Origin of the sequence: Novosphingobium rhizosphaerae, assembly GCF_050920675.1 — a bacterium.
GTDB classification, from domain to species: Bacteria; Pseudomonadota; Alphaproteobacteria; order Sphingomonadales; family Sphingomonadaceae; genus Novosphingobium; species Novosphingobium rhizosphaerae.
The window spans coordinates 74,245-99,812 of sequence record NZ_CP137861.1; the positions used below are offsets into that span (position 1 = coordinate 74,245).

General features: G+C 64.6%; 23 protein-coding genes. 7 read left to right on the top strand and 16 right to left on the bottom strand.

Annotated elements, in window-relative coordinates:
* Positions 1-239 precede the first annotated feature (239 nt).
* Genes R9J51_RS00365 through R9J51_RS00375 form a run of 3 tightly spaced genes read right to left on the bottom strand, consistent with a single transcriptional unit; the run spans position 240 to position 2,496 of the window.
* Positions 240-623 (bottom strand): hypothetical protein, encoded by a 384-nt coding sequence (locus R9J51_RS00365; protein WP_168556474.1) that lies wholly within the window; start codon positions 621-623, stop codon positions 240-242.
* Complete coding sequence (locus R9J51_RS00370; RefSeq protein WP_168556473.1) at positions 623-1,048, bottom strand: c-type cytochrome; 426 nt, start codon at positions 1,046-1,048, stop codon at positions 623-625. Before R9J51_RS00370 ends, R9J51_RS00365 begins: the two co-directional genes overlap by 1 nt.
* Complete coding sequence (locus R9J51_RS00375; protein ID WP_432787748.1) at positions 1,045-2,496, bottom strand: FAD-binding oxidoreductase; 1,452 nt, start codon at positions 2,494-2,496, stop codon at positions 1,045-1,047. The genes R9J51_RS00370 and R9J51_RS00375 overlap by 4 nt, the downstream gene beginning before the upstream one ends.
* A gap of 363 nt (positions 2,497-2,859) precedes the next feature.
* Between R9J51_RS00375 and R9J51_RS00380 the strand changes: the two genes are divergently transcribed.
* Entirely contained in the window at positions 2,860-3,465 is a 606-nt protein-coding gene (locus tag R9J51_RS00380; RefSeq protein WP_168556471.1) for a hypothetical protein, read from the top strand.
* Between the two features lie 111 nt (positions 3,466-3,576).
* Here the strand turns inward: R9J51_RS00380 and R9J51_RS00385 are convergent, their stop codons facing one another.
* The 3 genes from R9J51_RS00385 to R9J51_RS00395 all read right to left on the bottom strand — a co-directional run bounded on the left by R9J51_RS00385 (position 3,577) and on the right by R9J51_RS00395 (position 7,402).
* Positions 3,577-4,074, bottom strand: coding sequence for a DUF3237 domain-containing protein (locus R9J51_RS00385; protein ID WP_179505541.1), 498 nt, complete (start codon positions 4,072-4,074; stop codon positions 3,577-3,579).
* 14 nt (positions 4,075-4,088) lie between these two features.
* Positions 4,089-6,476: a PQQ-dependent dehydrogenase, methanol/ethanol family gene (locus R9J51_RS00390; RefSeq protein ID WP_179505542.1), complete on the bottom strand. Its 2,388-nt coding sequence runs from the start codon at positions 6,474-6,476 to the stop codon at positions 4,089-4,091.
* A 65-nt stretch (positions 6,477-6,541) separates the two neighbouring features.
* Positions 6,542-7,402: a hypothetical protein gene (locus R9J51_RS00395; RefSeq protein ID WP_432787750.1), complete on the bottom strand. Its 861-nt coding sequence runs from the start codon at positions 7,400-7,402 to the stop codon at positions 6,542-6,544.
* Positions 7,403-7,498: 96 nt separating this feature from the next.
* On the opposite strand from R9J51_RS00395, the gene R9J51_RS00400 reads away from it, so the two are divergent.
* From R9J51_RS00400 to R9J51_RS00410, 3 genes are all read left to right on the top strand, one after another.
* Entirely contained in the window at positions 7,499-7,888 is a 390-nt protein-coding gene (locus R9J51_RS00400; protein ID WP_179505544.1) for a nuclear transport factor 2 family protein, read from the top strand.
* Positions 7,889-7,902: 14 nt separating this feature from the next.
* Complete coding sequence (locus R9J51_RS00405) at positions 7,903-8,643, top strand: SDR family oxidoreductase (protein ID WP_179505545.1); 741 nt, start codon at positions 7,903-7,905, stop codon at positions 8,641-8,643.
* Positions 8,644-8,916: 273 nt separating this feature from the next.
* Positions 8,917-9,351 (top strand): GxxExxY protein, encoded by a 435-nt coding sequence (locus R9J51_RS00410; protein WP_179506588.1) that lies wholly within the window; start codon positions 8,917-8,919, stop codon positions 9,349-9,351.
* A 3-nt stretch (positions 9,352-9,354) separates the two neighbouring features.
* Here R9J51_RS00410 and R9J51_RS00415 read toward each other — a convergent pair whose 3' ends face one another.
* The 3 genes from R9J51_RS00415 to R9J51_RS00425 form a co-directional block, all read right to left on the bottom strand.
* Positions 9,355-10,827, bottom strand: coding sequence for an aldehyde dehydrogenase (locus R9J51_RS00415; protein ID WP_432787751.1), 1,473 nt, complete (start codon positions 10,825-10,827; stop codon positions 9,355-9,357).
* 24 nt (positions 10,828-10,851) lie between these two features.
* Complete coding sequence (locus R9J51_RS00420) at positions 10,852-11,262, bottom strand: nuclear transport factor 2 family protein (protein WP_179505546.1); 411 nt, start codon at positions 11,260-11,262, stop codon at positions 10,852-10,854.
* A 147-nt stretch (positions 11,263-11,409) separates the two neighbouring features.
* The gene (locus R9J51_RS00425) at positions 11,410-13,833 is read right to left on the bottom strand and encodes a TonB-dependent receptor domain-containing protein (protein WP_179505547.1); all 2,424 of its coding nucleotides are present in this window, start codon (positions 13,831-13,833) and stop codon (positions 11,410-11,412) included.
* Positions 13,834-14,078: 245 nt separating this feature from the next.
* Between R9J51_RS00425 and R9J51_RS00430 the strand changes: the two genes are divergently transcribed.
* Positions 14,079-14,612, top strand: a complete 534-nt coding sequence (locus tag R9J51_RS00430) for a MarR family transcriptional regulator (protein WP_179505548.1) — start codon at positions 14,079-14,081, stop codon at positions 14,610-14,612.
* 19 nt (positions 14,613-14,631) lie between these two features.
* Here the strand turns inward: R9J51_RS00430 and R9J51_RS00435 are convergent, their stop codons facing one another.
* A complete protein-coding gene (locus R9J51_RS00435) occupies positions 14,632-15,351 on the bottom strand; it encodes a nuclear transport factor 2 family protein (RefSeq protein WP_168556461.1) in 720 nt (239 codons plus the stop codon).
* Positions 15,352-15,425: 74 nt separating this feature from the next.
* On the opposite strand from R9J51_RS00435, the gene R9J51_RS00440 reads away from it, so the two are divergent.
* Both R9J51_RS00440 and R9J51_RS00445 read left to right on the top strand, forming a co-directional pair.
* Positions 15,426-16,361: an SDR family oxidoreductase gene (locus R9J51_RS00440; protein WP_179505549.1), complete on the top strand. Its 936-nt coding sequence runs from the start codon at positions 15,426-15,428 to the stop codon at positions 16,359-16,361.
* 246 nt (positions 16,362-16,607) lie between these two features.
* Positions 16,608-17,480: a dienelactone hydrolase family protein gene (locus R9J51_RS00445; protein WP_168556459.1), complete on the top strand. Its 873-nt coding sequence runs from the start codon at positions 16,608-16,610 to the stop codon at positions 17,478-17,480.
* A gap of 59 nt (positions 17,481-17,539) precedes the next feature.
* Here R9J51_RS00445 and R9J51_RS00450 read toward each other — a convergent pair whose 3' ends face one another.
* From R9J51_RS00450 to R9J51_RS00475, 6 genes are all read right to left on the bottom strand, one after another.
* Positions 17,540-18,466, bottom strand: a complete 927-nt coding sequence (locus R9J51_RS00450) for an SDR family oxidoreductase (RefSeq protein WP_179505550.1) — start codon at positions 18,464-18,466, stop codon at positions 17,540-17,542.
* Positions 18,463-19,959 (bottom strand): carotenoid oxygenase family protein, encoded by a 1,497-nt coding sequence (locus R9J51_RS00455; protein WP_179505551.1) that lies wholly within the window; start codon positions 19,957-19,959, stop codon positions 18,463-18,465. The genes R9J51_RS00450 and R9J51_RS00455 overlap by 4 nt, the downstream gene beginning before the upstream one ends.
* A gap of 135 nt (positions 19,960-20,094) precedes the next feature.
* A complete protein-coding gene (locus tag R9J51_RS00460; protein ID WP_179505552.1) occupies positions 20,095-22,587 on the bottom strand; it encodes a TonB-dependent receptor in 2,493 nt (830 codons plus the stop codon).
* Between the two features lie 134 nt (positions 22,588-22,721).
* Positions 22,722-23,516: a CmcJ/NvfI family oxidoreductase gene (locus tag R9J51_RS00465; RefSeq protein ID WP_246866132.1), complete on the bottom strand. Its 795-nt coding sequence runs from the start codon at positions 23,514-23,516 to the stop codon at positions 22,722-22,724.
* 92 nt (positions 23,517-23,608) lie between these two features.
* Entirely contained in the window at positions 23,609-24,553 is a 945-nt protein-coding gene (locus tag R9J51_RS00470; protein WP_168556455.1) for a Gfo/Idh/MocA family oxidoreductase, read from the bottom strand.
* Between the two features lie 152 nt (positions 24,554-24,705).
* Positions 24,706-25,566, bottom strand: coding sequence for a class III extradiol dioxygenase subunit beta (locus R9J51_RS00475; RefSeq protein WP_169476604.1), 861 nt, complete (start codon positions 25,564-25,566; stop codon positions 24,706-24,708).
* Positions 25,567-25,568: the final 2 nt, after the last annotated feature.

Genomic DNA, 25,568 nt, shown 5'->3' on the forward strand with positions numbered 1-25,568 from the left:
GGGAGCGCGCCGACGTGCAGGCAAAAACCAAATGCGCACAAGCCGCTATGGCATCGACTCTCCCGATTCCGGTTACCCCGGTATTTGTTAGTGTTGCATACTAATTGCGGATCATCGGCGGTCAAGCCGCCACGTGCGTGCGTTTCACGTTTGCTGCCCAAAAAGGCAATTGGGGATGCTTCCCCCCGTCACCCCGGGCCTGACGTGGGATGACGGGGGATAGCGAGCCGATGCTGCGGCTAAACCCGCTCTGCCATGCTCCAGCGGAACAGGTTGCGCTTGCCCGAAACCGGGGCGGGCACGGCATTTTCCGCCGTGGGGCGCAGGCCCTGCCCGCGCGCGGCGCCGCGCAGGGTGACCCAGTCGCTCCACCCGGTCAGCCCTTCGACGCGGCCCGGCGCCAAGCCGGCGAGGCGGCGGCGCAGCGCCAGAGGACCGTGCATCACGTCATGACGCGCGGCGAGCGGAAAGCTGGCGGCAAAGGCCCGGCTTTCCGCGACGCGGCTGTCGAACACCACCAGCGCGGGTGGTGCCACGGCCTGGGCGCCGGCGGGAAGCGCCGTGCCAGCCGCCACCAGCGTGCCGGTGCGCAACAGCGTACGCCGATCAAGAGCGCCGCGCATCAACCGGCCTTCCCCAGGTATTTGGCCACGGCGTCAAGCTCGGCGTCGGTGATATCCACGCGGGTTTGCGTGGGCATGGCGCCCTTGCCATTGCGCACCACGGCCTTGACGTAATCGGCGGTCAGATCGGTGCGGTTGGCCAGGAGGCCTTGGTCAGGCGTGCGTCCGATCATGATCTGCTGCTTGGTCACCAGGTTGGTGCCCATGCCACCGGCCAGATGGCAATAGCCGCAATGCGCCTCGAACAGCACTTTGCCATCGCCGCCGGCGGCGTTGCGGTCCCCGGCGGGATAGGCCGGGCGGAGTTGGTAGGGCGGCGGTGGCCCCGGCGGTGGCCCCATCGGGGCATGGGGTGCATTGCCTTGCGCCAACGCGACCGACGCGCCGAGCACCACGGCCGCCCCTGCCAGAACTGCGCGCTTCATGGCCTTCCTCCCTTGGCGGCGACGCTGCCTTTGGTTGCGGCACCCTGCGGCGCGGAATTGCGTTGCGCGGCATAGGCAGCGGGCCACACCCCCTGCTTGCCCGGCGCAATGATGCCATTGGGATCGAGCGCGGATTTCACCTTCTCGTCGAACCGCCGCAGCGCGTGGTTGTTGAAATCGAACGTGTCCATCACCGGGTCCATCCAGCCCAGGTGCGTGCGGTATTCGCCGTAGCCGGCCTTGGCCGTTTCGCTGATCAGCGCATTGAACAGCGCCTTCATGTTCTCGACCATCGGCGCATCGTCGCGATCATACATCAACATGTTGATGTTGTTGGCAAAGCGTCCGCCGATGGTGAAGCTGGCATAGAAATCCACATCGTGATCGGCGATGATCTTGCGGCTGCGCTTCAACTGGCCCAGCACATGCTCGCTGCTGGCCGGCACCACGGGGGAAAAGCCCATGTGCGCGCCGCGCCCGCCGATCCAGTCCGACATCTGCAGCGGCACGGCCGAGGGCACGCCCATGGTGATCTCGTACTGGCCGATGGCGTCGCCCTGGCGCCACCAGTTCTCCTGCGGCGGGGCGGCCAAGTGCCGCTTCATTGCCGCCTTCACGATCTCGGCCTTGGCCTTGATCACGCTTTCCTCGCCATAGAGGCGCAGCGCCACCTGCCAATAGCCCAGCTTGTATTGCTTGAGCAGCTCTGCCACGCGCCATTCGGGAATGGCGCCCGGCTTGTCCCAGAAATCGTGACGCTGCCCTTTGAGCACCATCTTGCCCAGCCAGCTGGGGATGAACACGTTCTGTTCGATCAGCCCGGAAATTTTCATCGGGGCAATGGTATCGACCACCCAGCCGATATCGCCCTCTTCGGGAATGTCGAAGATCAGTTCGAGCGAGGCTTCGGGCGCGGGCTGCAGCCACAGCCCTGCCTTGGTCACCACGCCCAGGTTCGATTGGGTGAACGCCAGATCGAACGTGGGGCCATAGCTGAACGGGAAATGGTGCCAGGCCGGGTTGTTGTTCATCGCGCCCATGCCGGTGCGCAGCAGATCGCCATCGGGCAGCACCACTTCCAACCCGCACAAGTTGCGCGCGTGCAGGCCATAGGGCGTATAGCCGATGCCGTGATCGAGCGCGTTGCCGATCACCGAGCCCCAGCCATTGCCCGGCACGCTCATCCACAAGGGATGGTTGCCGCGCAGGATCGCATCGTGGAGGTCAAAGAACCCGACCCCCGGTTCCACCACGCAGGTGGCCAGCTTGGGATCGATGTCGATGATCTTGTTCATCCGCCCCAGGTCGAGCACGATCGACCCGGCCATGCGCGGCGCGGCCGTGCCATAGCCCAGGTTCTTGCCCCGCGCGACGGGCCAGAGCGGCGTCTTGTGCTCGTTGGCCAGGCGCACAATCGCGCGCACTTCCTCCACATTGGCAGGTGCCACGGCGGCAGAGGCCGCCCATTGCTCGGCGTCTCCCGGGCATAGATATCGGAATAGGCGTCACGGTCGCTTTCGCTGGCCATGACCCAGTCCTTGCCCACTACGCCGGCATAGGCCTTGAGCGCGGTGGCAAAGCCCTGGGGGCTGACGCGGGGCGGCAGGTGCAGTTTCACCGGCAGATTTCTCCCATCACGGTCCCTCATGCGGGGACTTGTTTTCTGACTGGCATTTTCTAACAATTGTTATCGTTCTGCCGCGTGATCGGCTGCGCGTCAAGGCCGCACCTGCATTTCCTGTCGCGCCGCACGCGCCGCTGCGCTATCACCCCGGCGGGGACCAGGACTTTCAAGCAAGCAAGACCCTGGCATGACGAAACACCGATGGGCGCAAGCCGCCTTTTCCCTGGCGATCCTGGCCGGGACCGCCGCCTGCGACAAACTGACTCCGGGCGCCGATGGTGCCGTTGCCGCCACCGGCGCGGCCGGATCGCTCGATGCCGATCCCAGCGACGGCGCCACGCCCGATGTCTTTACCACCGGCACGCCCGATGATCCGGTGGCCTTCCTCAAGGCGATGTTCGCCGACGATGGCATTGCCGGATCGGTTTCCACCGTAGGCGACCTGCGCCATCGCTATTTCTCCGAAGAGCTTTCGGGCATGCTGTCCGACACGCTGCGCGGCGGCGATACCGTTGCTCTCACCGCCAACCCGCTATGCCTGTGCAACAATCCCAGCAAGCTGCGCCAGGCAATCATCCTGCAACACGCCGATGCCCGCCACGCCGTCGCCCGCGTGACCGTGACTCGTTATGGCGTGAGCGACGGCCCCACCGCGCATCTGGTCATCACCATGACCAAGGACGTGGAAGGCTGGAAGGTAACCGACGTGCTGTATCCCGATGAAAAGGAAAGCCTGCGCAGCATCCTGGCCAAGGCCAACGCGCCGCAACTGGACGAGAACGCGGCGGTGTGAGGGGGCGGGCCTAGGGCTTCGGCAAGCTCTGCCCGAACGGGGTTTTGGGGACAATCTTGCCCCCTTCCGTTCGCCATGAGCTTGTCGAAGGATCCCGGCGCTGCCCGCTGCTCACGTCAGCGCGTAATACTTCACATGGTTGCCGTCCGGGCGCCGCTCGCCCACGCCGATGAACACGTGGCGCGTCAGCCAATCGTGCGGCCCCTTGCTCGTCTCGAACGTGGGCTGGGCGCGCAGGTAGTATTCGGCGTGGGGCACCGGGGCGCCGCCGGCAAAGGCCCAGGCGCGCAAGCGATCCATCGTGCCCGGTTCGCGCCCCCACAGGAAGCCCTTGTTCTGCATGTAGATCAACGTGCCATCGTCCACTTCCAAGACGTAGCGCGCATCGAACGCGGCGGTGTCATCCGGGCGAAAGAACGCATAGTCGCCGCCCGAATTGGGCACCGCGCGGCCCCTCAGGCGCGGCCCCTCGAACACGCCTTCGTCCACATAGACCGCGCTGCGCATGCCGCCGCTGGGCAGATCGGGGACCATCTGCACGCGCGTGAATTTGAGCGTGCAGGCAAAGGCGAACTCCAGGCGGGGATTGTCGAGCGTGGAAAAGTCCATGAAACAAGGCCCAATCAATAGTTGGATAGGATGGTCAGGCTCGGCCCGTCGATCGGCTTGCCGGCCTTCTGCTTGGCCAGTTCGTCGGCGCGGGTCTTGCCTTGCAGGTCGATCAGATAGGCGTGGATCGCATCGGCATCGCCAGGCTTGAGCACATCGTCCCAGCGCGGCATGCCGGCCGGCAGCAGCGCCCCTTCCAGCACGATCTGCTTGAACGCCTCGTGCGTGGCGGGCTGCATCCGGCGCAAGTCCGGCGCCATGGAGCGGTGGATATTGGCGTGGCAGATCGCGCAGTTGGCAAAGAACAGCCCCTGCCCGCGCGCGATCGTCTCGGCGGTGACGCCAGCCGCTTGCGCCGGTGGCGGCGGCGCCACTTCCAGCGGCGGCAGCAGCGGCGGCAACGGCACTTTGCGGCCATCCAGGCGGAAGACCAGCAGGCGGTTCTGGTTGCCGCGTGCGTAAGCTGCCGAATAGCGCGGGGTAAACGCCCAGCCACCCCCGCCCCAGCCAGCCTGGACCGCGATGTATTGCACGCCCTTGACCGTATAGGTGATCGGCGCGGCCATGATCGGGCTGCCCGTCTCGATGCTTTTCAGCACCGCGCCATTGCGCGCATCGCGCACCACCAGCTTGCCCGAAAGCGTACCCTGCACGATCAGCCCCGATGCCGTGGCCAAGACCCCGCCCCGGTCCTGCCAGCCTTCGCTGTCCACCGCCCACACCGTCTTGCCGGTCAGCGGATCGATCGCGCGCAACTGGCTCTTGCCCGGATTGGCTTTCGCGTCGGCAAAGGCGGGCAAGGCCTTCACCGCCTGCGCCATGGGCGGCGGCAAGGTTTCCACCGCTGCTGCCACATCAGGGGTAAAGATCAGCGCGGCATCGTTGTTGAGCGCGCGGGCGCGATAGGGCTTGGCGCCCGGCGTCATGAAGATGAGGTTGCCGATATCGGCCACCGATCCGTAATAGAGCCCGGTCTGCGGGCTGTAGGCCGCCGGAAACCAGTTGCGCGCGCCCACGGTGGAGGGGAAGACGATCTTGGGCCCGTCGGTATAGTCCGAGGCTTCCGGGTTCAGGATCGGGTGCATCGTGCCCGGCTCGAACCCCTTGGCCCAATTGACCCGCGCAATGGCATTGGCGCGCAAAACCTGGCCCGTCTTGCGATCAAGCACATAGAGAAAGCCGTTCTTGGGCGCATGGAGGATCACGCCCCGGTCTTGCCCGTCCACCGCCATGTGCGTGAGGATCATTGGCTGGGTGGAGGTGAAATCCCAATTGTCGCCGGGCGTTTCCTGGTAATGCCAGACCATCCGCCCGGTCTTGGGATCGAGCGCGACGAGCGAGCCGAGATAGAGATTGTCGCCGCCCGAGGGCGACCGCTTGGACCGGGCATAAGGCCCGCCATTGCCGGTGCCGACCAGGACGTAACCGGTTTCAGGATCGAAATTGATCGCATCCCACGGCGCGCCGCCGCCGCCCACGTCCCAGCGGCTCTTGGGGTCCCAGGTCTTGAGCGCCGCTTCCAGCTCGGGCGTTTCCTGCGGCCCCAGCGCGGGATCATGCGGCACCACGTGCCAGCGCCAGCGGATCGCGCCGGTCTTCACGTCGAGCGCGGTGACATAGCCGCGCACGTCATACTCTGCGCCGCCCATGCCGATCACCACCACGTCGCCCGCCACTTCGGGCGCGCCGGTGGAATTGTCGCCGCGCTTGCGGTCTTCGATGAAATCGGTCTTCCACACTACGGCGCCGGTCTTGGCATCGAGCGCAACCATCCAGCCATCGAGCGTGGCGATGAACACCCGGCCGTTCGACACAGCGAGGCCACGGTTGACCATGTCGCAACACGCGGTGCGGTTGCGCTGCATGTCCACCTCCGGCTCGAACCGCCAGAGTTCGCGGCCCGACGCCGCATCATAGGCATAAGCGCGCCCGGCATTGCCGGCGACATAGAGCACGCCATCGACCATCACCGGGCTGGCTTCCTGCCCGCGCGCGGTGCCCAGGTCCGCCTCCCACGCCAGGCCGAGGCGCGCCACGTTGGCCGGATTGATGCCGGTGAGCGTGGACCAATGCGTCTTGCCCGCGTCTCCCCCCGGTGCCGGCCACTGGCTGCCGGCCCCTTGGGTGAGCGGCGCCGCAGCGGCCAGCGCCAGGCTGGCGGTGGCGAGAATGGCCAGGTTGCGAACGGGGGTGGCATTCTTCTCCCCCTCCTCTTCAGAGGAGGGGGTCGGGGGGTGGTGGATGCCTTGCGCCAGGTGCCTACCACCCCCGGCGCCTCCTCTGAAGAGGAGGGGAGAACATGGCGGATCTTGCCTCTCCCCGTTCAGGCAGAGCTTGTCGAAGCCTTCATCGGTCGAGCGCCGCGCAGGGCCCTTCGACAGGCTCAGGGCGAACGGATTCATGGACCTGAACCCCGTTCGGGCTGAGCCTGTCGAAGCCTCCCGCAGCCACGCACACACCCCCCGCATCACAGCGCATCCCACGGGCTGGGCATGCGATAGGGCACGGTGATGAAATTGGCCTCGATCTGCTCGATCATGCCGTGGTCGATCTTGAACAGTTCTGAGATGTAGAAGCTGTGCGGGCGGCGCACCGGGCTTTTCACCGTGCGCCCGTCGGTCAGTTGATAGGTGTCGATCCGGCCCGAATGATCGATGAAGCCAAACGCCAGCACCAGCCCGCGCTCTTCATCCACCAGGGGGAAGCGCCGTGCGCGCAGTTCGTCGTCATAGCGATAGTTGCCCATGCGGAACTGCTCTTCGCAGCCCAGCGCCGAGACCGGTACGATCTTGGCAAATTCGGGATTGCGTGTGGTCTGCACACCGTTTTCCACGCGTTGGCAATCGGGGTGGAACCGCGTGTGGATCGTGCCGTCGTTGCGTTGCAACGTGTCGAAATAGCCGTTGGACACGCGCACCATCTCGGCCCGCTCCACCGGGCTTTCGGGCGCGCGATGCAGGATCGGCTTGTCCCAATAGCGCGGATTTTCAAACTTGATGCCGCTATCGGACTGGCGCACGATCAGCAGCTCCGCTTCCGCCACCTCGCCCGCCTCGTTGAGGGCGAGCCGCACGGTCAGCGCCGATTCCTCGATCGCCTCGATCAGGGTGCCGAAATAGCCGACCTGGCGCGTGCGCGTATCGGCAAAGCGCAGTTGATAGCTGCCCAGCCCCTGCACTGTGCCCCACACCCCGTCATCGGTGGCCAGCATCACGTTGTTTTCGGAAAAGAGCGCATCGGCTGCCCAATTCACGCGGGCACTGTCGCCCTTGTCCAGCGCCGCCAGAAACGCATCGAGTGCGGCATAAAGGGCCTCGCGGTCCATCATCTCTCCCTTTTCGCGCTCTATTGGCAACAAGCCTTTGACGCGGGTTTAGCCATAGCATATCCTACCAATTGTTAGAATAAAAGGGGAGAGTTGCGGATGTCTCGAACGCCGGCCGAACAGGCCCTGCTGGCGCGCGTGCTGGCCATGTACCAGGATGTGCTGATCGCCATGGATAGCAGCGCAGTCGATCGTTACATCGCCCCGGAATACATCCAGCACAGCTCGCTGGCCGAACCCGGCGTGCCCGCGCTCAAGGCCTTTCTCGATCGCGTGAAAGCCGAATCGCCCGATGCCCGGCAGACAATCCACCGCAGCTTCGTGGATGGCGATCACGTGGTGGTACACACCCATGTGGAACGCTGGCCGGGCGACCCCGGCCTTGCCGTGGTCGATATCTTTCGCTGCCAGGGCGACATGATCGTGGAGCACTGGGACGTGATCCAGGACGTGCCGACCGCGCCGGTCAATCCTCTCCCTCTGTTTTGAAAGGCGCTCGCTTCATGCGCTTTACCGACAAATGCGTGGTCATTCTGGGCGGCAACGCCGGCATCGGCCTGGCTGCTGCGCGCCAGTTCGCTGCCGAAGGCGCCCGGCTTGCGCTTACGGGTCGCAACGAACAGACCCTGCATGCTGCGGCACAGGAATGTGGCGCGCTCGCCGTCCGTGCCGACATGGGCAACGTGGCGCAAACGCGCGCGGCGCTGGCCGAGATCGAGCAGGCGCTGGGCGGGATTGATGTCTTGTTCGTCAACGCCGGCGTCGGCGGCTTTGCCATGGTGCCGGAAGTGACCGAGGACTTCTGGGACCAGATTCACACCGTCAACCTGCGCGGCGCATTCTTTGCCATCCAGCATGCCCTGCCGCTGCTGCGCGATGGCGGGGCCATCGTGATCACCGGCTCGATCGGTTCGATGGCCGCCGTGCCCGGCAATGTTGCCTATGCCGCCGCCAAGGCCGGCCTGCGCGCCATGGCCCGGATCGTGGCCAAGGAACTGCTGCCCCGCCGCATCCGCGTGAACCTGATCAGCCCCGGCCCCACCGACACCGAAATCTTCAAGCGCGACGCCAGCGCCGAAGAGATCGCCGGCATGCGCGACATGCTCTCGTCCGTGGTTCCGCTCGGCCGCATGGGCACCGCCGAAGAAGTGGCCAGCGCCGCCTTGTTCCTGGCCAGCCAGGAAGCCAGCTTCATCAACGGCGTCGATCTCTATGTCGATGGCGGGTGCCTGGAATTGGGGTGAAGCCAGCCGGCCGCCCTTGCACGAATTGCGAAAAATCGGCGCAGCCGAAGCGAATAATCCTTTCTTCTTCCCTTTGTGGCTTTGTGTCTTAGTGTGAAATAAATTGTCCATTTTAATTTCACACAAAGACACAAAGCCACAAAGAAGAAGGGAAATGAAGTTTTTGCTCCGGCTGCGCCGGGTTTGGCGTTCTTTTCAGACGCGCGGCGACGCACTGCCAAACTGGCGGCATTCTGGCTTGTCGGGGTTGAGTCTACGGCACACTATGCAGTGATGTATGGCAGCAACGCCTCGGCAGACCTGGAAAAGCTTGCAGCAGCCGTCATCGACTGCGGATACAAGCTGCACGTGGATCTGGGGCCGGGACTGTTGGAATCAGTCTATGAGGCGATCTTGTGCCATATGCTGGAGCAGCGCGGCATGCAGGTGGAGCGCCAGAAAACCATACCTATCGTCTGGCACGGCATGGTGCTGAGCGAAGGTTTTCGCGCCGATCTGATCGTGAACAACGCCCTGCTGGTTGAAATCAAGTCACTGGAACGATGCGCCCCGGTGCATGGAAAGCAAGTGCTGACCTACTTGCGCTTGCTGTCCATGCCCTTGGGACTGCTGTTGAATTTTGGCGGAGCAACATTCCGGGAGGGCGTACGCCGCATCGCCAACGAGTATTATGGCTTGCGGCCACAGAGCCGCGACGCCGTCGAGTGAGCGTCACAGTCCTTCCGGCAGTGCATCCAGCAGCATCGTCTTGGTTTCCACGTAGGGCATCAAGCCTTCCGGCCCGCCTTCGCGGCCTACGCCCGATTGCTTGAAGCCGCCGAACGGCAGGCCGAAATCCATGCGCAGTCCGTTCTGGCCAAAGCCGCCGGTGCGGATGCGACGGCCGATGGCCCAAGCGGCCTGCGCGTCGTGGGTCAGCACCGAACCGTTGAGGCCATAGGCGCTGGCATTGGCCACGGCCACGGCCTCCTCCTCGTCGTCCACCGGGATGAGCGACAGCACCGGGCCGAAAATCTCTTCCTGGGCGATCGCGTCGGCGTTGTTGACGTTGGCAAACAGCGTCGGCTCGATGAAATAGCCGCGGTTCAAGTGGCTGGGCCGGTTGCCGCCGGTCACCAGGTCGGCGCTGGCCTTGCCTTGGGCGATATAGCCCTCGATCCGCTCCAGCTGGCGCTGCATTGCCACCGGGCCAAGCTGGGCGGCCGGGTCGTCGCTGTGGCCGATGACCACGGCCCGCATTTCGCGCGCGATGGCATCGGCCAGTTCGTCGTGGCGCGCGCGCGGCACGATCACGCGGCTGAGCATCGCGCAAACCTGCCCGCTCATCATCGTAATCGTGCCGGTCAGCAGCTTGGCGGCATGGTCGATGGCGAAATCGTCGCGCACGATGGCAGCAGACTTGCCGCCCAGTTCCAGCGTGCAGCGCGCCACGCGGCCGGCGCAGACCTGGCCGATGCGCTTGCCCGCCAGGGTCGATCCGGTGAAGCTGACCTTGTCCACGCCGGGGTTGCTGACCAGGTGATCGGCCGCCTCACGATGGCTGGGCACCAGGTTGACCACGCCGGGCGGCAGGCCCGCCGCCTCCGCCGCTTCGGCAATGATATAGGCTTCCAGCGGGGTTTCGGGTGACGGCTTCATCACCACGCAGCATCCGGTCAGCAGGGCATAGGCCACCTTGTTGGCCATGATGCCGAACGGACCGTTCCACGGCGCGATGGCGGCCACCACGCCCACCGGTTCCTGCACGATCAGTGCGGCGGCGGCGGCATGGCTGGGGCGCTGTTCCACGAAGGGGAAGTTTTCAGCAAAGCCGGCAATGCCATCGAGCGCGAACAGCGCGCCCTGGTGCATCGGCCCGGCAAAGCTGGCCAGCCCACCGATCTGCGCGGTCCAGGCGCGCGCCAGTTCTTCGGCACGCGGGCGCATGTGGTCGATCATCGCCCGGAATGCCGCAATCCGCGCGGCCGGCGGCGTGGTCGGCCAGGGGCCATGGTCGAACGCGGCGCGGGCGGCGGCCACGGCGGCGTCCATGTCCACCTCGTCCGCCTCGGCCACGCGAGCCACGACCTGCTCGCTATCGGGCGAGACCACCTCGATCAGCCGGCCGCTGTGGGCCGGCACCCACGCGCCGCCGATGAAAAGGCGCTCGGGATGGGCGATGTGCACGCCCTGGGGAAGCAGCATGGGACTTTCCTTACCTTGCATGGATCAGGCCGCGAGGGGCGGCGGCAGCGCGCATTCCACTTTCTCGATGCGGCCATCGCGCGTGGTGTAGAAAATGAACTGGCGGATTTCCTGCACTTGGCCCGCCTGGATGGGGAAGAATCCGGTTGCCCCCTTGGCATCCAGTTCTTCGCGCGTCAGGTCGCGCAGCGCCTCGATCCGCACGATCGCATCCACGGCAGTGGCCGTGTCGCTTGCGGCAAAGTTATGGATCGAAACGCTTTCCTTCACGCAGGAATGCAGCCAGCCATAGAACGCCTTCAAGTCTTCACGGCTGGTGATGACAATGCCGAAGAATTCCATGTGCGGCGGATCGACATAAAAGTCGGCCACGCCGTCATAGTCCTTGGCGTTGAACGCGGCCAGGTAGCGTTCGTAGCCGGCTCGATCGAGCATTGGCCCTTCTCCCGTTGGTCCGGCCGGATTCGGCCCTGCCTCAACGCTAACAAATGATACGGTTATGGCAAGCCCGAACCGTGCCCTGAAACGAAAAGGGGCAGCCCTTGCAGGCTACCCCTTTCCCCTCATGACTGGAAAATCAGTTCAGAACTTCTTGGCCACGCTCAGCGCCCATTCGCGCGGGCGTCCCACGTTGCTGTAGACCGTGCCGGCCGAGGCATAGAGCGCCTGGAAGCGCAGCGGCAGGTAATAGTACTTGTCGAACAGGTTCTGCACTTCAAAGGCGACGGTCAGGTCTTCCTTCTCGTTGCGCCAGGTCAGCCGCGCATTGCCAACGGCAAAGGCCGGGTTGTAGTCCAGCGGGCGGGTGCCACTCAGGCGGCCCACGCTTTGCTTGCCGGTATAGGCAAGGTCGAAGCGCGGAGTAAGCGAGCCGTGGCCTTCCACCGGGATGCGATACTGGATGCCGAAGCTGCCGCGCCAGTGCGGCGTGACGATCGGATCCTGCAATTGGATCGATTTACCCACCGTGGCGCCGATCCGGTTCCATTTGCCGTCGATCCAGCTGAGCGTAGCGTCGATATCCAGCCCCTCGACCGGGTGCGCGGTCAATTCCGCTTCAGCGCCCCACATCTTGCCATCGCCGGCATTGCCGATCGCCGCGCAGGGGAACGGATCGGTGCCCACGGCAAAGCCGTCAAGGATCGAGCAGTCCGCCAGCGGGAGTTGGATATTCTTGTAATCGTTGACGAAGCCCGAAAGGTTGAAGCGCACCCTGCGATCGAACAGGTCAGACTTGATGCCCACTTCATAGGCGGTGAGCGTTTCGGGTGTGAAGGTGCCGTTGACGGCCTGGTTCTTGGTGAACGGCCGCGCGGTAACGCCGCCGCCCTTGAACCCGGTGCTGACCGTGGCATAGGCCAGCAATTCGGGGCTGAAGCGATAATCCACCGACAGGCGCCAGTCGAGCTTGCTGCCGTTGTAGTTCGCCACCGTGCCATCGAGCGCGCCCACGCCGAAGATGTCGGTCAGCGTGCCGCCCGACCAATTCTTGCGCACGAAGGTATAGTCCTTGTGCTCCTTGGTATAGCGCAACCCGCCCGTGATGTTGAGACCGGGCGTGGGATGCAGGATCACGGTGCCGAATGCGGCCTTGCTGTTGGCGTTGACCGGGTCATTGCCCAGGAACTGCAGGAACAGGAACGGCGCGCCGTGGCCGATGTAGCGGATGTCCTGCCGCGTGAAATAGACCGAGGTCTGGTCGTTGTAGAACCCGCCGATCGTCCAGTCGGCCAGATCGCCGATCTTGCCGTTGAGGCGCAGTTCCTGGCTGAAGAAGTGGAAGCGCAGATCGTTGTAGCCGGCCCCGGCAATGTTCGGATCGGGCGTGAAATCGTCGTCGGTGCCGAACGTCTGCTTGTACTTGCGATAGGCGGTGATCGAAACCAGCTTGAGATCGTCGGTCAGGCCCAAGGTCAGGTTGCTGGAAACGCCCCAGCCGGAAAACACCGTGTTGCGCGGCATGGAATAGCTTTGCGCGGCCTGGCCACCTGCATCCATGTACCAGTTGGCATACGTGCAGCGCGGGCCGCAGATGAAATTGATGCCGTCGGTCTTGGTGGTATCGTCGACCGTCAGCACGCTCGCCGCGTTGGAGCGGTTTTCATAGGTATAGTCGCCGGTCACGACCCAATCGATCTTGTCGTTGGGATTGTAGCGCAGCGAGCCACGCAGGCCGGAATAGTTCTTCTCGCCCAGCTTGCCGGTCACGCAGTTGGCCGGCACGTTGGCGCCCGCCGTCAGCCCCAGCGAATTGCCCGGCTTGGCACAGCCATAGTCGACGATGTCGATATAGCCGTCCTGACGCTTGTACACGCCCGAAACGCGGGCATAGAGCCCGTCGGCCAGCTGGAAATTCAGGCTGCCGCGCAGATCGACGCGGTTGCGCGCGCCATAGACAGCTTCGATCTGGCCGGAATCCCCCGGCTGCGGCTTGACCGAAAACATCTTGATCGCGCCGCCGATCGAGTTACGCCCGGTCAGCGTGCCCTGCGGCCCGCGCAGCACTTCCACCCGGTCGAGATCGAGCAGGTCCATCACCGAGCCGGTCAGCGTGGCATAGTAGACATCGTCGACATACATGCCCACGCCCGGTTCATAGGCCGGGTTGAAATCGTACTGGCCGATACCGCGGATATAGGCGGCCATCGACGAACCGAACGCCCCGCCCATCTGGGTAAGCTGCACGTTGGGCGCTTGGGCCGCGATCTGCGAAATGTCGGTCTGGTTGCGCGCGGCCAGCAGCCCGGCATCCACCGCGGTGATCGAAAGCGGCGTGTCCTGCAGGCGCTGGTTGCGGAACTGCGCGGTCACCACGATCTCGCGAATGCCCTGGTCTTCGCTCGCCGCCTGCGCATCGCCCTGGGGCGTGGTGGCCTGCGGTGCGGGCGCCTGCTGCGGCGCTGCATCGGCAGCCTGCGCGGCCGCGCTCAGCGCCAATGCCATGGCGGCCGCGCTGCCTGCGGCAAAAAGACGCAACGATAGCGTGTTGGGAATCATGCTGGCCATAAGCCCCTCTCCTGGATCGGCCCGTTATCGAGCCTCGTTCTGTTTGTTAGTTAGACATACTAATTAGCAGAGCGCAAGAGGGCGTTTGCAGCCGCCTTCGGATAATAACAACTGATGCAATCCAACAACAAGCCCGAATGCGCAGGATGCCGCCAAAATCGGCGGAATTCTGCGCCGTTCACCATGCAGCGCAGCAAAGCATGCGGCCTCTTGCCGCGCTTGCCATGGTTGTCATACTAAGCGGCATGATCAGCCGCACGAACTCGGGCCGCACCGCCGCCGAACCACCCCGCAATGCCATGGATGGCGTGGACGAGGACGCCGCGCTGCTGGTCGATCTGTTGAAACTGGCCACCTTTGTGGCCAACCCGATGCGCATCGGCGTGGCCGAGCCGCTGGACCTGGCGCCGACCGACTTGCGCATCATCCTGGCGCTGGGCGGCGAAGGCGAACTGGCTGGCCACGAACTTTCGGAAATCATGGGCGTCCCTCCCATGAATGTCAGCCGCGCGCTGGTTGCACTGCATCATAAAGGCCTGGTGGAACCGGGTGAAGACTTGCGCAATCGCCGGCGCAAACCCTTCCGTTTGAGCGAGGCCGGACAGGCCATGTTCGACCGCAGCGTGCCCGCCATGGCCGAAGTGAGTCGCCAGCTCTTTGCCGATTTCAACAGCCGTGACCGCGGCACGTTCCGCCGCGCCGCCAGCCGGCTGCTGGCGCGGATGACCCAGTGGGACCACCAGCTGGATCAACCGCGCGAAAGCCAGGACGTGGCCTAGCACGCCTTGGCGCGCCCGATCAGGGCCAGCGCTTCTGCAAGGGGGTGAAATCGCCCACGGCAAAGGCAGCAGCCAACACCGGATGGGCAAAGCTCATCGGCACTTCCTGGCGATGCGGCCAGGTTTCGCGCACTTGCGTTTCGGGCAGAATCACATCGGGGCCGATGGGATTTTCGGGGTAGCATTGCACCGCCGGTTGCAAGTGGGCGGTGGTCTTGGCCCAGCCGGTTTCATAGTCGGCCTGCCATTGCATCATGTAGTCCAGGCGCTTGATCTTCCAGACGCCGTCTTCCTTCACATAGTCGTTTTCATAGATGCCCGATTCCCAGAATTGCTGCGGCATCCCTTCGGGCTTGGCATCGAGGATCGCATCGTGCCAGCCGCCGGCCAGGATGCCGCGAAAGCGGCCCTTGGCGGTCTGGCCATCGGGCGCCAGCGTGATCACGTCCTGCAACTGGAAATGGTCGAGCAGCAGGCCCTTGACCGGCCCGCGCCGCCCGCCGGTAAACAGGTTCTGGAACCAGGTGCCATAAAGGCGCATGATCCCTTCATAGCCGCGATATTCGCCCGACAGGAACACCACGGCGCCATCCTTGGCAAACAGGCCGGCCACTTCCTCGGGCCGGTTGTAGTCGATGTAATAGCCATAGGCCCACTGCAGGCGGCGGATGGCGTTGACATCCTCGATCTGCGTCACGCGCGCTTCCAGGTCGGCAAGGCGCTGCTCCAGCTCGCTCATTTTAGGCTCTCCCATTCTCTTTGTTAGTATGCAACACTAACGATTATAGAAAAGATGGCGAGAGGAAATCATCGATGCACGCGCAAGAAAACCACGCGCCCTGGGCCGGCCAGGTGGCGCTCGTCACCGGCGGTGGAACCGGCATCGGCCTGGGCGTGGCCCGTGCTTTCAGCGATGCGGGCATGGCCCTTGGCCTGACCTATCGCGACACGCGGCAACGCGATGCCGTCGCCGCGCAGTTTGCCGCAGAAGGGCGCCCCGCGCCGCTGTTCCTGCCGCTCGACGTGACCGACCGTGCCCGCTGGGCCGAAGTGGTGGCACAGACCGTGGCGCATTTCGGCGCGCTGCACGTGCTGGTCAACAACGCCGGGGTCAGCGTGTTCGGCGATACCGACGAGGCGAGCTTTGCCGATTACGACTGGATCATGGGGGTCAATTTCGGCGGCGTGGTCAATGGCCTGGTCAGCGCCCTGCCGGCGATCAAGGCCGCCAGCGGCCCCCGCGCCGTGGTCAACGTGGCCAGCATGGCCGCTTTCCTGCCCGGCCCCCAGGCGGGCATCTACACCGCCAGCAAGTTTGCCGTGCGCGGGTTGACCGAATCGCTGCGCTATAACCTGGCGCCCCATGGCATCGGCTGCGCCCTGTGCTGCCCTGCCCTGACCCGCACCAATGCCTGGGACAGCGCGCTCAAGCGGCCCGAGGCCTTTGGCGAAAGCGGCTTTGCCCCGGTGAGCGCGGCACAATTGCAGCAGTTCGGCACCGCGTTCGAAGCGGGCATGGACCCTTATGAAGTGGGGCAGAAGATCTTTGCCGGCATGGCGCGCGGCGATGGCCTGATCCTGACGCACCCCGAATTCGCCGAGGATTTCCGCGAAATCTATGAAGCCAGCCTGGCTGCCCTGCCGCAGGAAGAAGCCCCGCCGGCCCGGCTGGAAATCGAACGCCTGCGCCGCGCGGCCATGGCCCAGGCGCAGGCCGGCATCAAGGTGGGCCTGGCAGACCTCACCTGAAACCGCTTGCCCCAAAAACCGATTCCCGTTGCCCGCCCGCCTGCGCTAAGAGACTGTTTGGAAATCCGGCTTTGCCGGATTTGCGGCACCGGCCCGCTCCCCCACCCGACCTCCCAACGATAGTACCCTATGGGAGGTCGGGTGGGGGAGCGGGCCGGTGCCGCAACGAAAATGCGCCATAGCGCATTTTCCAAACAGACTCTAATCCTGTGGGCGGACGGGGAACAGGTTCTGGAGAGAAGCGCCATGTGCGACAGCTTGACCGAAGACGACAACACGCAGTGGCTGGCGGTGAACCGTCGCCAGTTCGCCGCCATGGGCGCTGGCGCCGCCACCCTGGCCATTGCGCCCGGTTGCGTGGCCGCCACCCCGGCCGGTTTGGCAACGCAATCGCGCCCGGTTACCATCGAGACTGCCGACGGCACGGCCGATGGTTTCTTCGTCTATCCCACCAAAGGCAAGCATCCCGCCGTGCTGCTCTGGCCCGACATCGCCGGCCTGCGCGATGCGTATCAGACCATGGCGACGCGCCTGGCCGCAGCCGGCTTTGCCGTGCTGGCGATCAACCATTATTACCGCAACAGCCCGGCCCCGGTGCTGCCTGATTTTGCCGCCTGGCGCACGCCCGAAGGCCAGCAGAAACTGCAACCGATGATCCAGGCGCTGAGCCCGGAAAAGATCCAGGCCGATGCCGGCAGCTATATCGACTGGCTCGACCGGCAGCCGCAGGTGGATACGGCGCACAAGATCGGCACCCAGGGCTATTGCATGGGCGGCCCCTATACCGTGTTCGCGGCCTATGCCCGGCCCGCGCGGGTTGGCGCGGCGGTGTCGTGCCACGGCGCGAACCTGGTGAACGACACTGCCAACAGCCCGCACAAACTGCTGGGCCAGACGCAAGCCTCGTTCATCTTTGCCATCGCGCAAAACGACGATGCCCGCGCGCCGGGTGACAAGACCGCACTGAAGGATGCCGCCGCGGCCGCCGAGCGCCCGGCCGATGTGGCCGTCTATCCCGCGCAGCACGGCTGGTGCACGATCGACGCGCCGGTCTATGACAAGGTCCAGGCCGAAAAGGTCTGGAGCAAGCTGCTCGCGCTCTACGCCAAGGCTTTGTGATTTTGGTTTAGCAGGCCCCTCCACCAGCCCGCGCAGCGGGTGGTGGAGGGGCCTGCCTCCTACCGCCCCGCCGCCGCGCGCAGCATCGCCACGTTGGCTTCCACCATCGCCCGCGTGGATCGCGCCGGGCGGCCGGTCAGGCGCTCCACATCGTCGGTGCAGATCTCCAGAAAGCCCTCGCGGATGGCACGGCCGAACGTGACCATGTCGTCGCTGTTCCACGGCACGCCGGCCACGGTCTGATCGTCCACCGGGCGGCGCGGGATGCCCAGGCCGTCGAACAGCGCATATTGCGCGTCGTCGTCCAGATCCACGTAGTCCACCGGGCAGCCGGTCACTTCGGCCATGATCGCGGCCACTTCGGCAAAGGTCTGCAATTCCGGCCCGGTGATGTTGTAGATGCGGTTCTCGTGGCCGGGCGTGGTCAGCACGGCCACGGCGCTGGCGATGCAATCGTCCCGCCAGACCATCGCCTCGCGCCCCTGCCCGGCATTGGCAAACCACTTGCCGCTCTGCATCACTTGTGGCCCGGCCATCAGCAGCATGGCATCGGCATAGTGCGCGTCGCGCAGCATGGTGAAGGCCAGGCCCGAGGCGCGGATCAGGCGCTCCGTTTCGATATGGTCGTGCCGCACTTCGGCGGGGTTGGCCGGATCGTCGATGCCGATGAAGCTGGTATAGACGATATGCCGCAACCCGGCCGCCACGGCGGCATCGATCGCGGCCTTGTGCTGCACCACGCGGGCACCCACGCGGGTGCCCGAGATCAGCAGCAACACATCACCGCCGGCCATCGCCTGGGGCAGCGTGGCTGGATGATCGAAATCGCCCTGCCGCACCGTGCAGCCCTGGTCCGCCCGCTCGGCCAGCTTTTCCGGCTTGCGCGTGATCAGGATCAGGTCTGCCGCCCGGCCCATGGCCACCAGCGCATCGGCCACGCCCCGCCCATAGTTGCCCGAAGCCCCGGTAATGACGATGCGCGTCATGCCCCAGCCTCATCGAGCACCGCGTCCAGCTGGTGTTGCGGCACCCACCAGCCGTGCACCTGCGGACGCAGCCGGGTGGGGATTTTCACCGTCGCCACCGGCCCTGCCACCAGGTTGCCGGCGTCGATCACCCAGGCGAAATGCTCGAAATCATTTTCGCCGATCTGGTGGTCCACCATGGTCACCAGGTAACCGTCGTGTCCCGGGGTGGCGCTGGGCACGTGGACCGGCTCGTTATAGCACCAGCCCGGCTGCATCGGCAGCGCCTGGGTGACCTGCGGGGCGGCTGTGTCCATCCCGTCGAGCCGCACCAGCAGATCGAACATGCCCAGCACAGGGCCGCCCATGACCGGCGGCCCCTGCCGATCGGGATTCATCGTCAGCATCCATCCCGTCTGGTAGGGGCGCCCCTGCCGCGCGGCGGGAATGATCGGAAAGTCGCCCGGCGGGCCGATGACGGTTTCGGTCACTTCGCCGGCCGGGCCATTGGGATCGACGGTCCAGCGCGTGAGCCCGCCGGTGATCTCCCAAGGCTGGAGGAACAGGCCCGCCGGCTCGCGGATGAAGGAAAACGCGTTGCTGCTCGACAGGCACTGGTCGAAATGCAGCAGGCCCGCCTCATCCTCCCAGGCGTTCATCATGTGATAGCAATAGACGCCCTTGGGGCCCTTGAACCACTTGATGTCCTTCACATCGCCATCGCGTGGCATCACGCCCAGCCAGGAATCGAGGCCCTGCTGGTGATGCCAGTGCTCGCCACCCGCTTTCATCCGATCGAGATCGGCGGTGGTGGGGTAGATCGGGAACAGCGCCCAGTTCCTGGTTATCGTGAAATCATGCATCATCGCGCAATAGGGCGCGTCGAACCACTGTTCCGATTTCAGTTCGCCATCGGCGCCCACCCGCGCATAGGCGATCGTGGTCGACGCCAGGCCATCGGCCTCATAGCCGTAGAAATAGAGATCGCCGCTGTCAGGATCGATCCGCACATGCGCGGTCATCGTTTCGGACTTGAGCAGGCCATCGAAATCGAACGATCCCAGCGTGTCGAGCGTGTGGGGATCGATGCGATAGGGCCGCCCGTCCTCCTTGGTCATCAACAGGCGCCCGGCGTGCCACACCGGCGTGGTGTTGGCCACGGTGCGATCCACCCCGGCCACTTCGGGATCGTCGGTAAAGGGGTTGCGGTATCGGCCAAAGCGCGCTTGGCCCGCTTCCTTTTCCGCCTTATGCCGCGCGGTTTCGACAAAGCGGATGGCATAATCGGCGGTGCCATCGGCGTTGAAGCGCACCCGGCTGATCATGCCATCGCCCGACAGCGTGTGATCGTCAGCAAACTTGGGCGGAAAGGCCGGATCGGGCACCGCGCGAAAGAATGCGCCACGCACTTCGGGCGGCAGGGTGCCTTCCACGCGCAAGCCCTCCAGCGTGAGTTCGGTGCGCACCGGGGCGTTGAGCCCGATGAAATAGGGGGTTGGCGGATAGTCGCCCATGGCATCCTCACCTTATCAATTGTTAGGATCTTTGTACCACCGGACGCCCGCGGATCAAGGGGATTCGGCCAAGAAAAAGGCCCCCTTCCGCCAAGGGAAGGAGGCCCATTTCATCGGCGCGCGGGCAATGCCCGCTCAGAAATTGCGCTTCACCGTCACCGCCCAGGTGCGCGGCAGGCCCGGGGCGCCCGCGCTGGTGCCGATCGGGCCATAGTTGGCGGTCATCGAGGTGAAGTAATACTTGTTGGTCAGGTTGCGCACTTCGGCGCTGACCGACCAGGTGTCAGCATCGCTTTTCCAGGTCACGCGCGCGTTGGCCAGGAAGTAGTCGTCGATGCGGTTGGTCGCCGTCTGATAGGCCAGCGGGCTGGCCGTGGCGGCGGGCACGTTGACCGCGTCGACGTTGGTGGGATCGACATAGATGTGCGATTGGTAGCTGCCATCCAGGCGCACCGTGACCAGGCCCTTGAGCACGTCGGGAATGTCATAGGACAAGCCCGCGTTCCATTTCCATTCGGGCGTGTAGGGCGGCACCATGTTCGCCGAAACCCCGGTGTTGGCGGTATCGACCGTGGTATATTTGAACTTGAGCCACGAGAGCGATCCGTCGAGCGTGAGGTGCTCGATCGGGCGGATGGTGGTTTCGACTTCGATGCCCTTCACATGGGCAGAGCCCACGTTCTTGGGCTGGAGGCAAGGCGTGGTGGGGAACCCGGCGGTGTTCGGGCAATTGAGCACCGTCAGGATGATGTTCTTGTAATCGTTGAAGAATGCCGAAACGTTGAAACGCAAGCGGCGATCGAACAGGTCAGACTTGAAGCCCGCTTCGTAAGCCGTGATCGTCTCGGGCCGGAAATCCTCCACCTGGCTGGGATAGAACGGGCGCGGGTTGACGCCACCCGAACGATAGCCGGTCGAGACCTGCCCATAGACCATCAGCGCGGGCGAGAAGCGATAGTCGGCCGCCACGCGCCAATCGAGGCGCGAGGCATCGAACGTCTTGTAGAGCCCGTTGAGTGCGGCCAGCGCGCAGTTGGGCGGCTGGTTCACGCCAAAGGGATAGCCGGTGCAGGGCTGGATCGTGCTGCCATCCGGGTTGTGGCGCACATAGCCATATTCCTTGTGGTCCCACGATTCACGCAGGCCGCCGGTCAGCGTGAAAGCCTCGAACGGCTTCCAGCTGGCATTGGCGAACAATGCCTTGTTGGTGGCTGGCGTCGGATCGGGGCCGTGGAGGAAATCGATCCCGGCATAGTTGAGGTCGATGCGGCCCGTGAACAGGCCCTTGGCGTGGAAATAGAACCCGCCCAGCACGAAATCGAGCGTGTTGTTGAGTGCCTTGCCGGTAAGGCGCAGTTCCTGGCTCCACTGCGAATTGCTCTGCGCCTGGTTGAGCATCGAAGGCACGACCGGGGCGCTTTCGGCAAACGACCAGTCCGAATCGTAATGGCGATAGGCGGTGATCGATTTCAGCGCGAGGCTCGGCCCCAGCGTCCAGTCGATCGTGCCGGCAAAACCATAGTTGTCGAGGTTGGAATGGCGGTTGAGCGCCAGCGGCTTATACGGCACCTGGTGATCGGGGCGCGCCGCGTCATAGAACGTGGCATAGCTGACATAGCGCTTGTCATAGCCCTTGAGCGTGTCGCAGCTGTTGCGCCCGCTGGGCACGAAGCGGCAATCGAGCGGGATCGGCGCGCCGTCGGTGCCATAGAGCCAGGCGCGGTTGGGGTCCTTGGTGACCGGCGATCCGGCGAACTGGGCAATGTTGTTGCCATAGATCAGCACCGAGGCGCCGGGCTCGTCGCGCTCGCGCGTGTAGTCGGCCGAAACGTTGACTTCCACGTTGGCATCGGGCGTCCAGCGGAAAGCCACCTTGCCGGCGGCAAAGCTGGTGCCGCCCAGCGTGCCCACTTGCGGATTGGCACCGGTCGCCATCGTCGGGACCGTGCTGCCGGGATGGGTCAGCGCATAGTCCAGGATCTTGACATAGCCATCGCGGTTCTTGCTCACGCCCGAAACGCGCATCGCCAGGGTGTCGGTCAGCTTGAGATCGAAATGGCCTCGCAGGTCGACGCGGTGATAGCTGCCATAGGTCGCTTCGAACGAACCGGAATTGTCGCCCTTGGGCTTGACGCCATAAAGCTTGATCGAGCCGCCCAGCGAGTTGCGCCCGGCCAGCGTGCCCTGCGGCCCGCGCAGCACTTCCACCCGATCCAGGTCCATCAGGTCGAGCAGCGATCCGGTCAGCGTGGGCAGGTAGACATCGTCCACATACATGCCCACGCCCGGTTCCAGCGCAAAGTTCGGGTCGGACTGGCCCACGCCGCGGATGAACGCGATGATGCCGGGGCCCAGGTACTGGTTCTGCGGGGCCAGCGTCACGTTGGGCGTCTGTGCGGCCACTTCGGAAATGTTGGTCTGCCCGCGCGCCGCCAGGGCCGCGCCGTTGATGGCGGTGATCGCCAGCGGCGTGTCCTGCAGCTTCTGGGTGCGGAACTGGGCGGTCACCACGATTTCAGGCGTGGTGGTCGGTGTGCTTTCAGGCGCGGATTGGGCTTGGGCCGGCGCGGCGGCGAGCGAAAGCAGAACGGCTGCAGAGCACAGCAGATCGGAGCGTGAAAACGCCATTTCGGTATCCTCCCAAGGATAGCAGCCGGATGGTTCCGGTCTGGGAACCTTGGTATCACATATGCGAAACTTTCAGCAATGCGAAAAAATGGGCCGAAATGTATAATTCATAACTGTTGCACAACTGCGCCGGTTCAGGCCTCCCAGAAGGCGGTGGCGCGCATCTCGATGCTGACGCGCGGGGGCGCATCGGCCGGGCAGCCGGGCATGTCGAACGCCACGTGCGGAACGTGGGTGGCACGGCGCGAATCGCTGTCGAATGTCTTGAACACGATCGCCTCGTCCGCCGTCAGGTCGGAAAACCAGTGCCAGCGATGCGCGGGATTGGCAGCAATCACATAGCTTTCGAACGACCATTCCGGCGCGCCGCCGGGGGGATCGAAAATCGCGTCGGCAGCGATGCAATCCTCTGCGGCCAGGCTGCGCGCATCGCACAGCGCCAGGGGCACGTCCTGCGGCGGCGCGGACAGCGCACGCCAGATATTGTACTGCGCCACGCGGGTGTGCGGCCGCCCGGCGGCCAGGCGCTGGCTCATCGTCAGGGCCGTTGCCGGTGACACGTCGATATGGGCAAAGCGCGCCGGCATCGAATTGTCGAGGCTGCCCGCCCGGCCCGACCGTTCGGAAAAGCGCAGCAGGCCCGCGCCCGTCACTTCCACGCGGGAGGCGCCAGTCAGGTCCTTGATCAGCGCGGCGATTTCGGGAACGTGGACGGCCATGACCTGCGCGCGATCGGCAAAATCGGTCACGGCGCTGGGATCGCGCACCAGCTCGAAGCCTTCCACGTCAAGGCTGGTGCCGCGCCCCCGCGCATCGCGGATCGGCATGGCGACAGGGGCGATTTCTACCGCGTCCTTGTCATGGGCATTGGCGTAATAGCGCGGGCGCGCCAGGCTGCGCCCGGAATAGGCGATCAGGGCTTCCATCATCGACATCCTCTTCCTGGGCCTGTGGCTTTTGCTGCCCCATGGCCCGATACGAAAAGGCCCGCCGTGGCAGGCGGGCCTTCCCTTTTTGCAGCTTACCCGGCGGCGAGCTGTTTTTCCAGTTCGCCCAGCACGCGATAGCAATCGAGCACTTTGCCCACCGAGCTGTTGGGCTCGCGCCCTTCGCGGATCGCGGCGATGAATTCGCGGTCCTGCAACTCGATGCCGTTCATCGACACGTCGACATGGCTCACGTCGATCGGCTCTTCCTTGCCGTTCACCAGATCGTCGTAACGGGCGATATAGGTGGCGGTGTCACCGATATAGCGGAAGAACGTGCCGAGCGGGCCGTCGTTGTTGAACGAGAGCGAGAGCGTGCAGATCGCGCCGCTTTCGCTCTTGAGCTGGATCGACATGTCCATGGCGATGCCCAGTTCCGGGTGGATCGGCCCTTCGACGGCATTGGCCTTGACGATCTTGCCGGCCTGGTAGGCGAACAAGTCCACCGTGTGGGCGGCGTGGTGCCACAGCAGATGGTCGGTCCACGAGCGCGCTTCGCCCTTGGCGTTGATGTTCCTGCGGCGGAAGAAATAGGTCTGCACGTCCATCTGCTGGACGTTGAATTCCCCTGCCTTGATCTTGTTGTGCACATACTGGTGCGACGGGTTGAAGCGGCGGGTGTGGCCCACCATGCAGACCAGCCCGGTTTCCTTCTGCTTGGCCACCACGGCTTGCGCATCGGCCCAGCTATCGGCCAGGGGGATTTCCACTTGCACGTGCTTGCCCGCGTTCATGCAGGCAATGGCCTGCTCGGCGTGCATCTGGGTGGGCGTGCACAGGATCACGGCATCCACGTCGGGCAGGGCCAGCGCTTCTTCCAGCTCGGTGCCGGAGTGGCGGGCGCCATACTTGGCGGCAACCGCAGCGGCCTGATCGGCGCGGCGGCTGATCACCGAAACGATTTCGACGCCGTCGACATTCTTGAGACCATCAAGGTGCTTTTCGCCAAAGGCGCCGGCACCGACCAGGGCAATACGCATGGGGTAACTCCTGTAAGGCTCCCGTCCCGCTGGCGGGAGGGATTGGGAAGGGTTTGTTGACCCTTCCCGGACGCGAATTGAGGGAGCGCACCTTGCCATGCCCTCCCCCGGCCCCTCCCGCAGGCGGGAGGGGGATAAGAGTGTGCCTTGGCTTACGCCGGCACGGTTTCCTCTTCCACCGGTTCGAGCACGATGTGCCCGATCGCGGTGTTGGAGCAGGGGATATGGTAATGCCGGTGCAGCAGGCGGGTCTTGTCACCCAGCGCGCCGCGCATGATCAGCCACATGACCATCTCGATCCCTTCCGAGCCGGTCTCGCGCAAGTATTCGATGTGCGGAATCCAGCGCGCTTCGTCGGTTTCGCCGATCAGAAGGTCGAGGAACTTGTTGTCCCACTCGCGGTTGAGCAGGCCGGCGCGCTTGCCCTGGAGCTGGTGGCTCATGCCGCCGGTGCCCCAGATCTGCACGTTGAGGTCTTCGGGGAAGCTTTCCACCGCACGCTTGATCGCTTCGCCCAGCGCCCAGCAGCGGTTGCCCGAGGGCACCGGATAAGTCACGACATTGACGGCGAGCGGGATGACCTTGGCCGGCCAGGCATCTGGCTGGCCGAACATCATCGACAGCGGCACGGTCAGCCCGTGGTCCACGTCCATCTCGTTGATGATGGTCATGTCGAATTCGTCGAGGATCAGGCTTTGCGCGATGTGCCAGGCCAGATCGGGATGGCCTTCCACATCGGGCACCTGGCGCGGGCCCCAGCCTTCGTCGGCCGGCTTGTAGCTTTCGCCGCAGCCGATCGCGAAGGTGGGCACGATCTTCATGTCAAAGGCCGATGCGTGGTCGTTGTAGACCAGGATGATCACATCGGGCTTCTGTTCCTTTTCCCACTGACGGGTCCATTCATATCCGGCAAAGATCGGGCCGAAATAGTCGTCGTTGGATTTGCCCTGGTCCACCGCCACGCCCAGCAGGGGCACGTGGCTGGAACCGACGCCTGCGGTAATCCGCGCCATGG

Excerpts from the sequence above, each read along its gene's own strand:
- R9J51_RS00365 (WP_168556474.1), bottom strand. The coding sequence starts at position 623 with ATGCGCGGCGCTCTTGATCGGCGTACGCTGTTGCGCACCGGCACGCTG.
- R9J51_RS00370 (WP_168556473.1), bottom strand. The coding sequence starts at position 1,048 with ATGAAGCGCGCAGTTCTGGCAGGGGCGGCCGTGGTGCTCGGCGCGTCG.
- R9J51_RS00380 (WP_168556471.1), top strand. The coding sequence starts at position 2,860 with ATGACGAAACACCGATGGGCGCAAGCCGCCTTTTCCCTGGCGATCCTG.
- R9J51_RS00385 (WP_179505541.1), bottom strand. The coding sequence starts at position 4,074 with ATGGACTTTTCCACGCTCGACAATCCCCGCCTGGAGTTCGCCTTTGCC.
- R9J51_RS00390 (WP_179505542.1), bottom strand. The coding sequence starts at position 6,476 with ATGAATCCGTTCGCCCTGAGCCTGTCGAAGGGCCCTGCGCGGCGCTCG.
- R9J51_RS00395 (WP_432787750.1), bottom strand. The coding sequence starts at position 7,402 with ATGATGGACCGCGAGGCCCTTTATGCCGCACTCGATGCGTTTCTGGCG.
- R9J51_RS00400 (WP_179505544.1), top strand. The coding sequence starts at position 7,499 with ATGTCTCGAACGCCGGCCGAACAGGCCCTGCTGGCGCGCGTGCTGGCC.
- R9J51_RS00405 (WP_179505545.1), top strand. The coding sequence starts at position 7,903 with ATGCGCTTTACCGACAAATGCGTGGTCATTCTGGGCGGCAACGCCGGC.
- R9J51_RS00410 (WP_179506588.1), top strand. The coding sequence starts at position 8,917 with ATGTATGGCAGCAACGCCTCGGCAGACCTGGAAAAGCTTGCAGCAGCC.
- R9J51_RS00415 (WP_432787751.1), bottom strand. The coding sequence starts at position 10,827 with ATGCTGCTTCCCCAGGGCGTGCACATCGCCCATCCCGAGCGCCTTTTC.
- R9J51_RS00420 (WP_179505546.1), bottom strand. The coding sequence starts at position 11,262 with ATGCTCGATCGAGCCGGCTACGAACGCTACCTGGCCGCGTTCAACGCC.
- R9J51_RS00425 (WP_179505547.1), bottom strand. The coding sequence starts at position 13,833 with ATGGCCAGCATGATTCCCAACACGCTATCGTTGCGTCTTTTTGCCGCA.
- R9J51_RS00430 (WP_179505548.1), top strand. The coding sequence starts at position 14,079 with ATGATCAGCCGCACGAACTCGGGCCGCACCGCCGCCGAACCACCCCGC.
- R9J51_RS00435 (WP_168556461.1), bottom strand. The coding sequence starts at position 15,351 with ATGAGCGAGCTGGAGCAGCGCCTTGCCGACCTGGAAGCGCGCGTGACG.
- R9J51_RS00440 (WP_179505549.1), top strand. The coding sequence starts at position 15,426 with ATGCACGCGCAAGAAAACCACGCGCCCTGGGCCGGCCAGGTGGCGCTC.
- R9J51_RS00445 (WP_168556459.1), top strand. The coding sequence starts at position 16,608 with ATGTGCGACAGCTTGACCGAAGACGACAACACGCAGTGGCTGGCGGTG.
- R9J51_RS00450 (WP_179505550.1), bottom strand. The coding sequence starts at position 18,466 with ATGACGCGCATCGTCATTACCGGGGCTTCGGGCAACTATGGGCGGGGC.
- R9J51_RS00455 (WP_179505551.1), bottom strand. The coding sequence starts at position 19,959 with ATGGGCGACTATCCGCCAACCCCCTATTTCATCGGGCTCAACGCCCCG.
- R9J51_RS00460 (WP_179505552.1), bottom strand. The coding sequence starts at position 22,587 with ATGGCGTTTTCACGCTCCGATCTGCTGTGCTCTGCAGCCGTTCTGCTT.
- R9J51_RS00465 (WP_246866132.1), bottom strand. The coding sequence starts at position 23,516 with ATGATGGAAGCCCTGATCGCCTATTCCGGGCGCAGCCTGGCGCGCCCG.
- R9J51_RS00470 (WP_168556455.1), bottom strand. The coding sequence starts at position 24,553 with ATGCGTATTGCCCTGGTCGGTGCCGGCGCCTTTGGCGAAAAGCACCTT.
- R9J51_RS00475 (WP_169476604.1), bottom strand. The coding sequence starts at position 25,566 with ATGGCGCGGATTACCGCAGGCGTCGGTTCCAGCCACGTGCCCCTGCTG.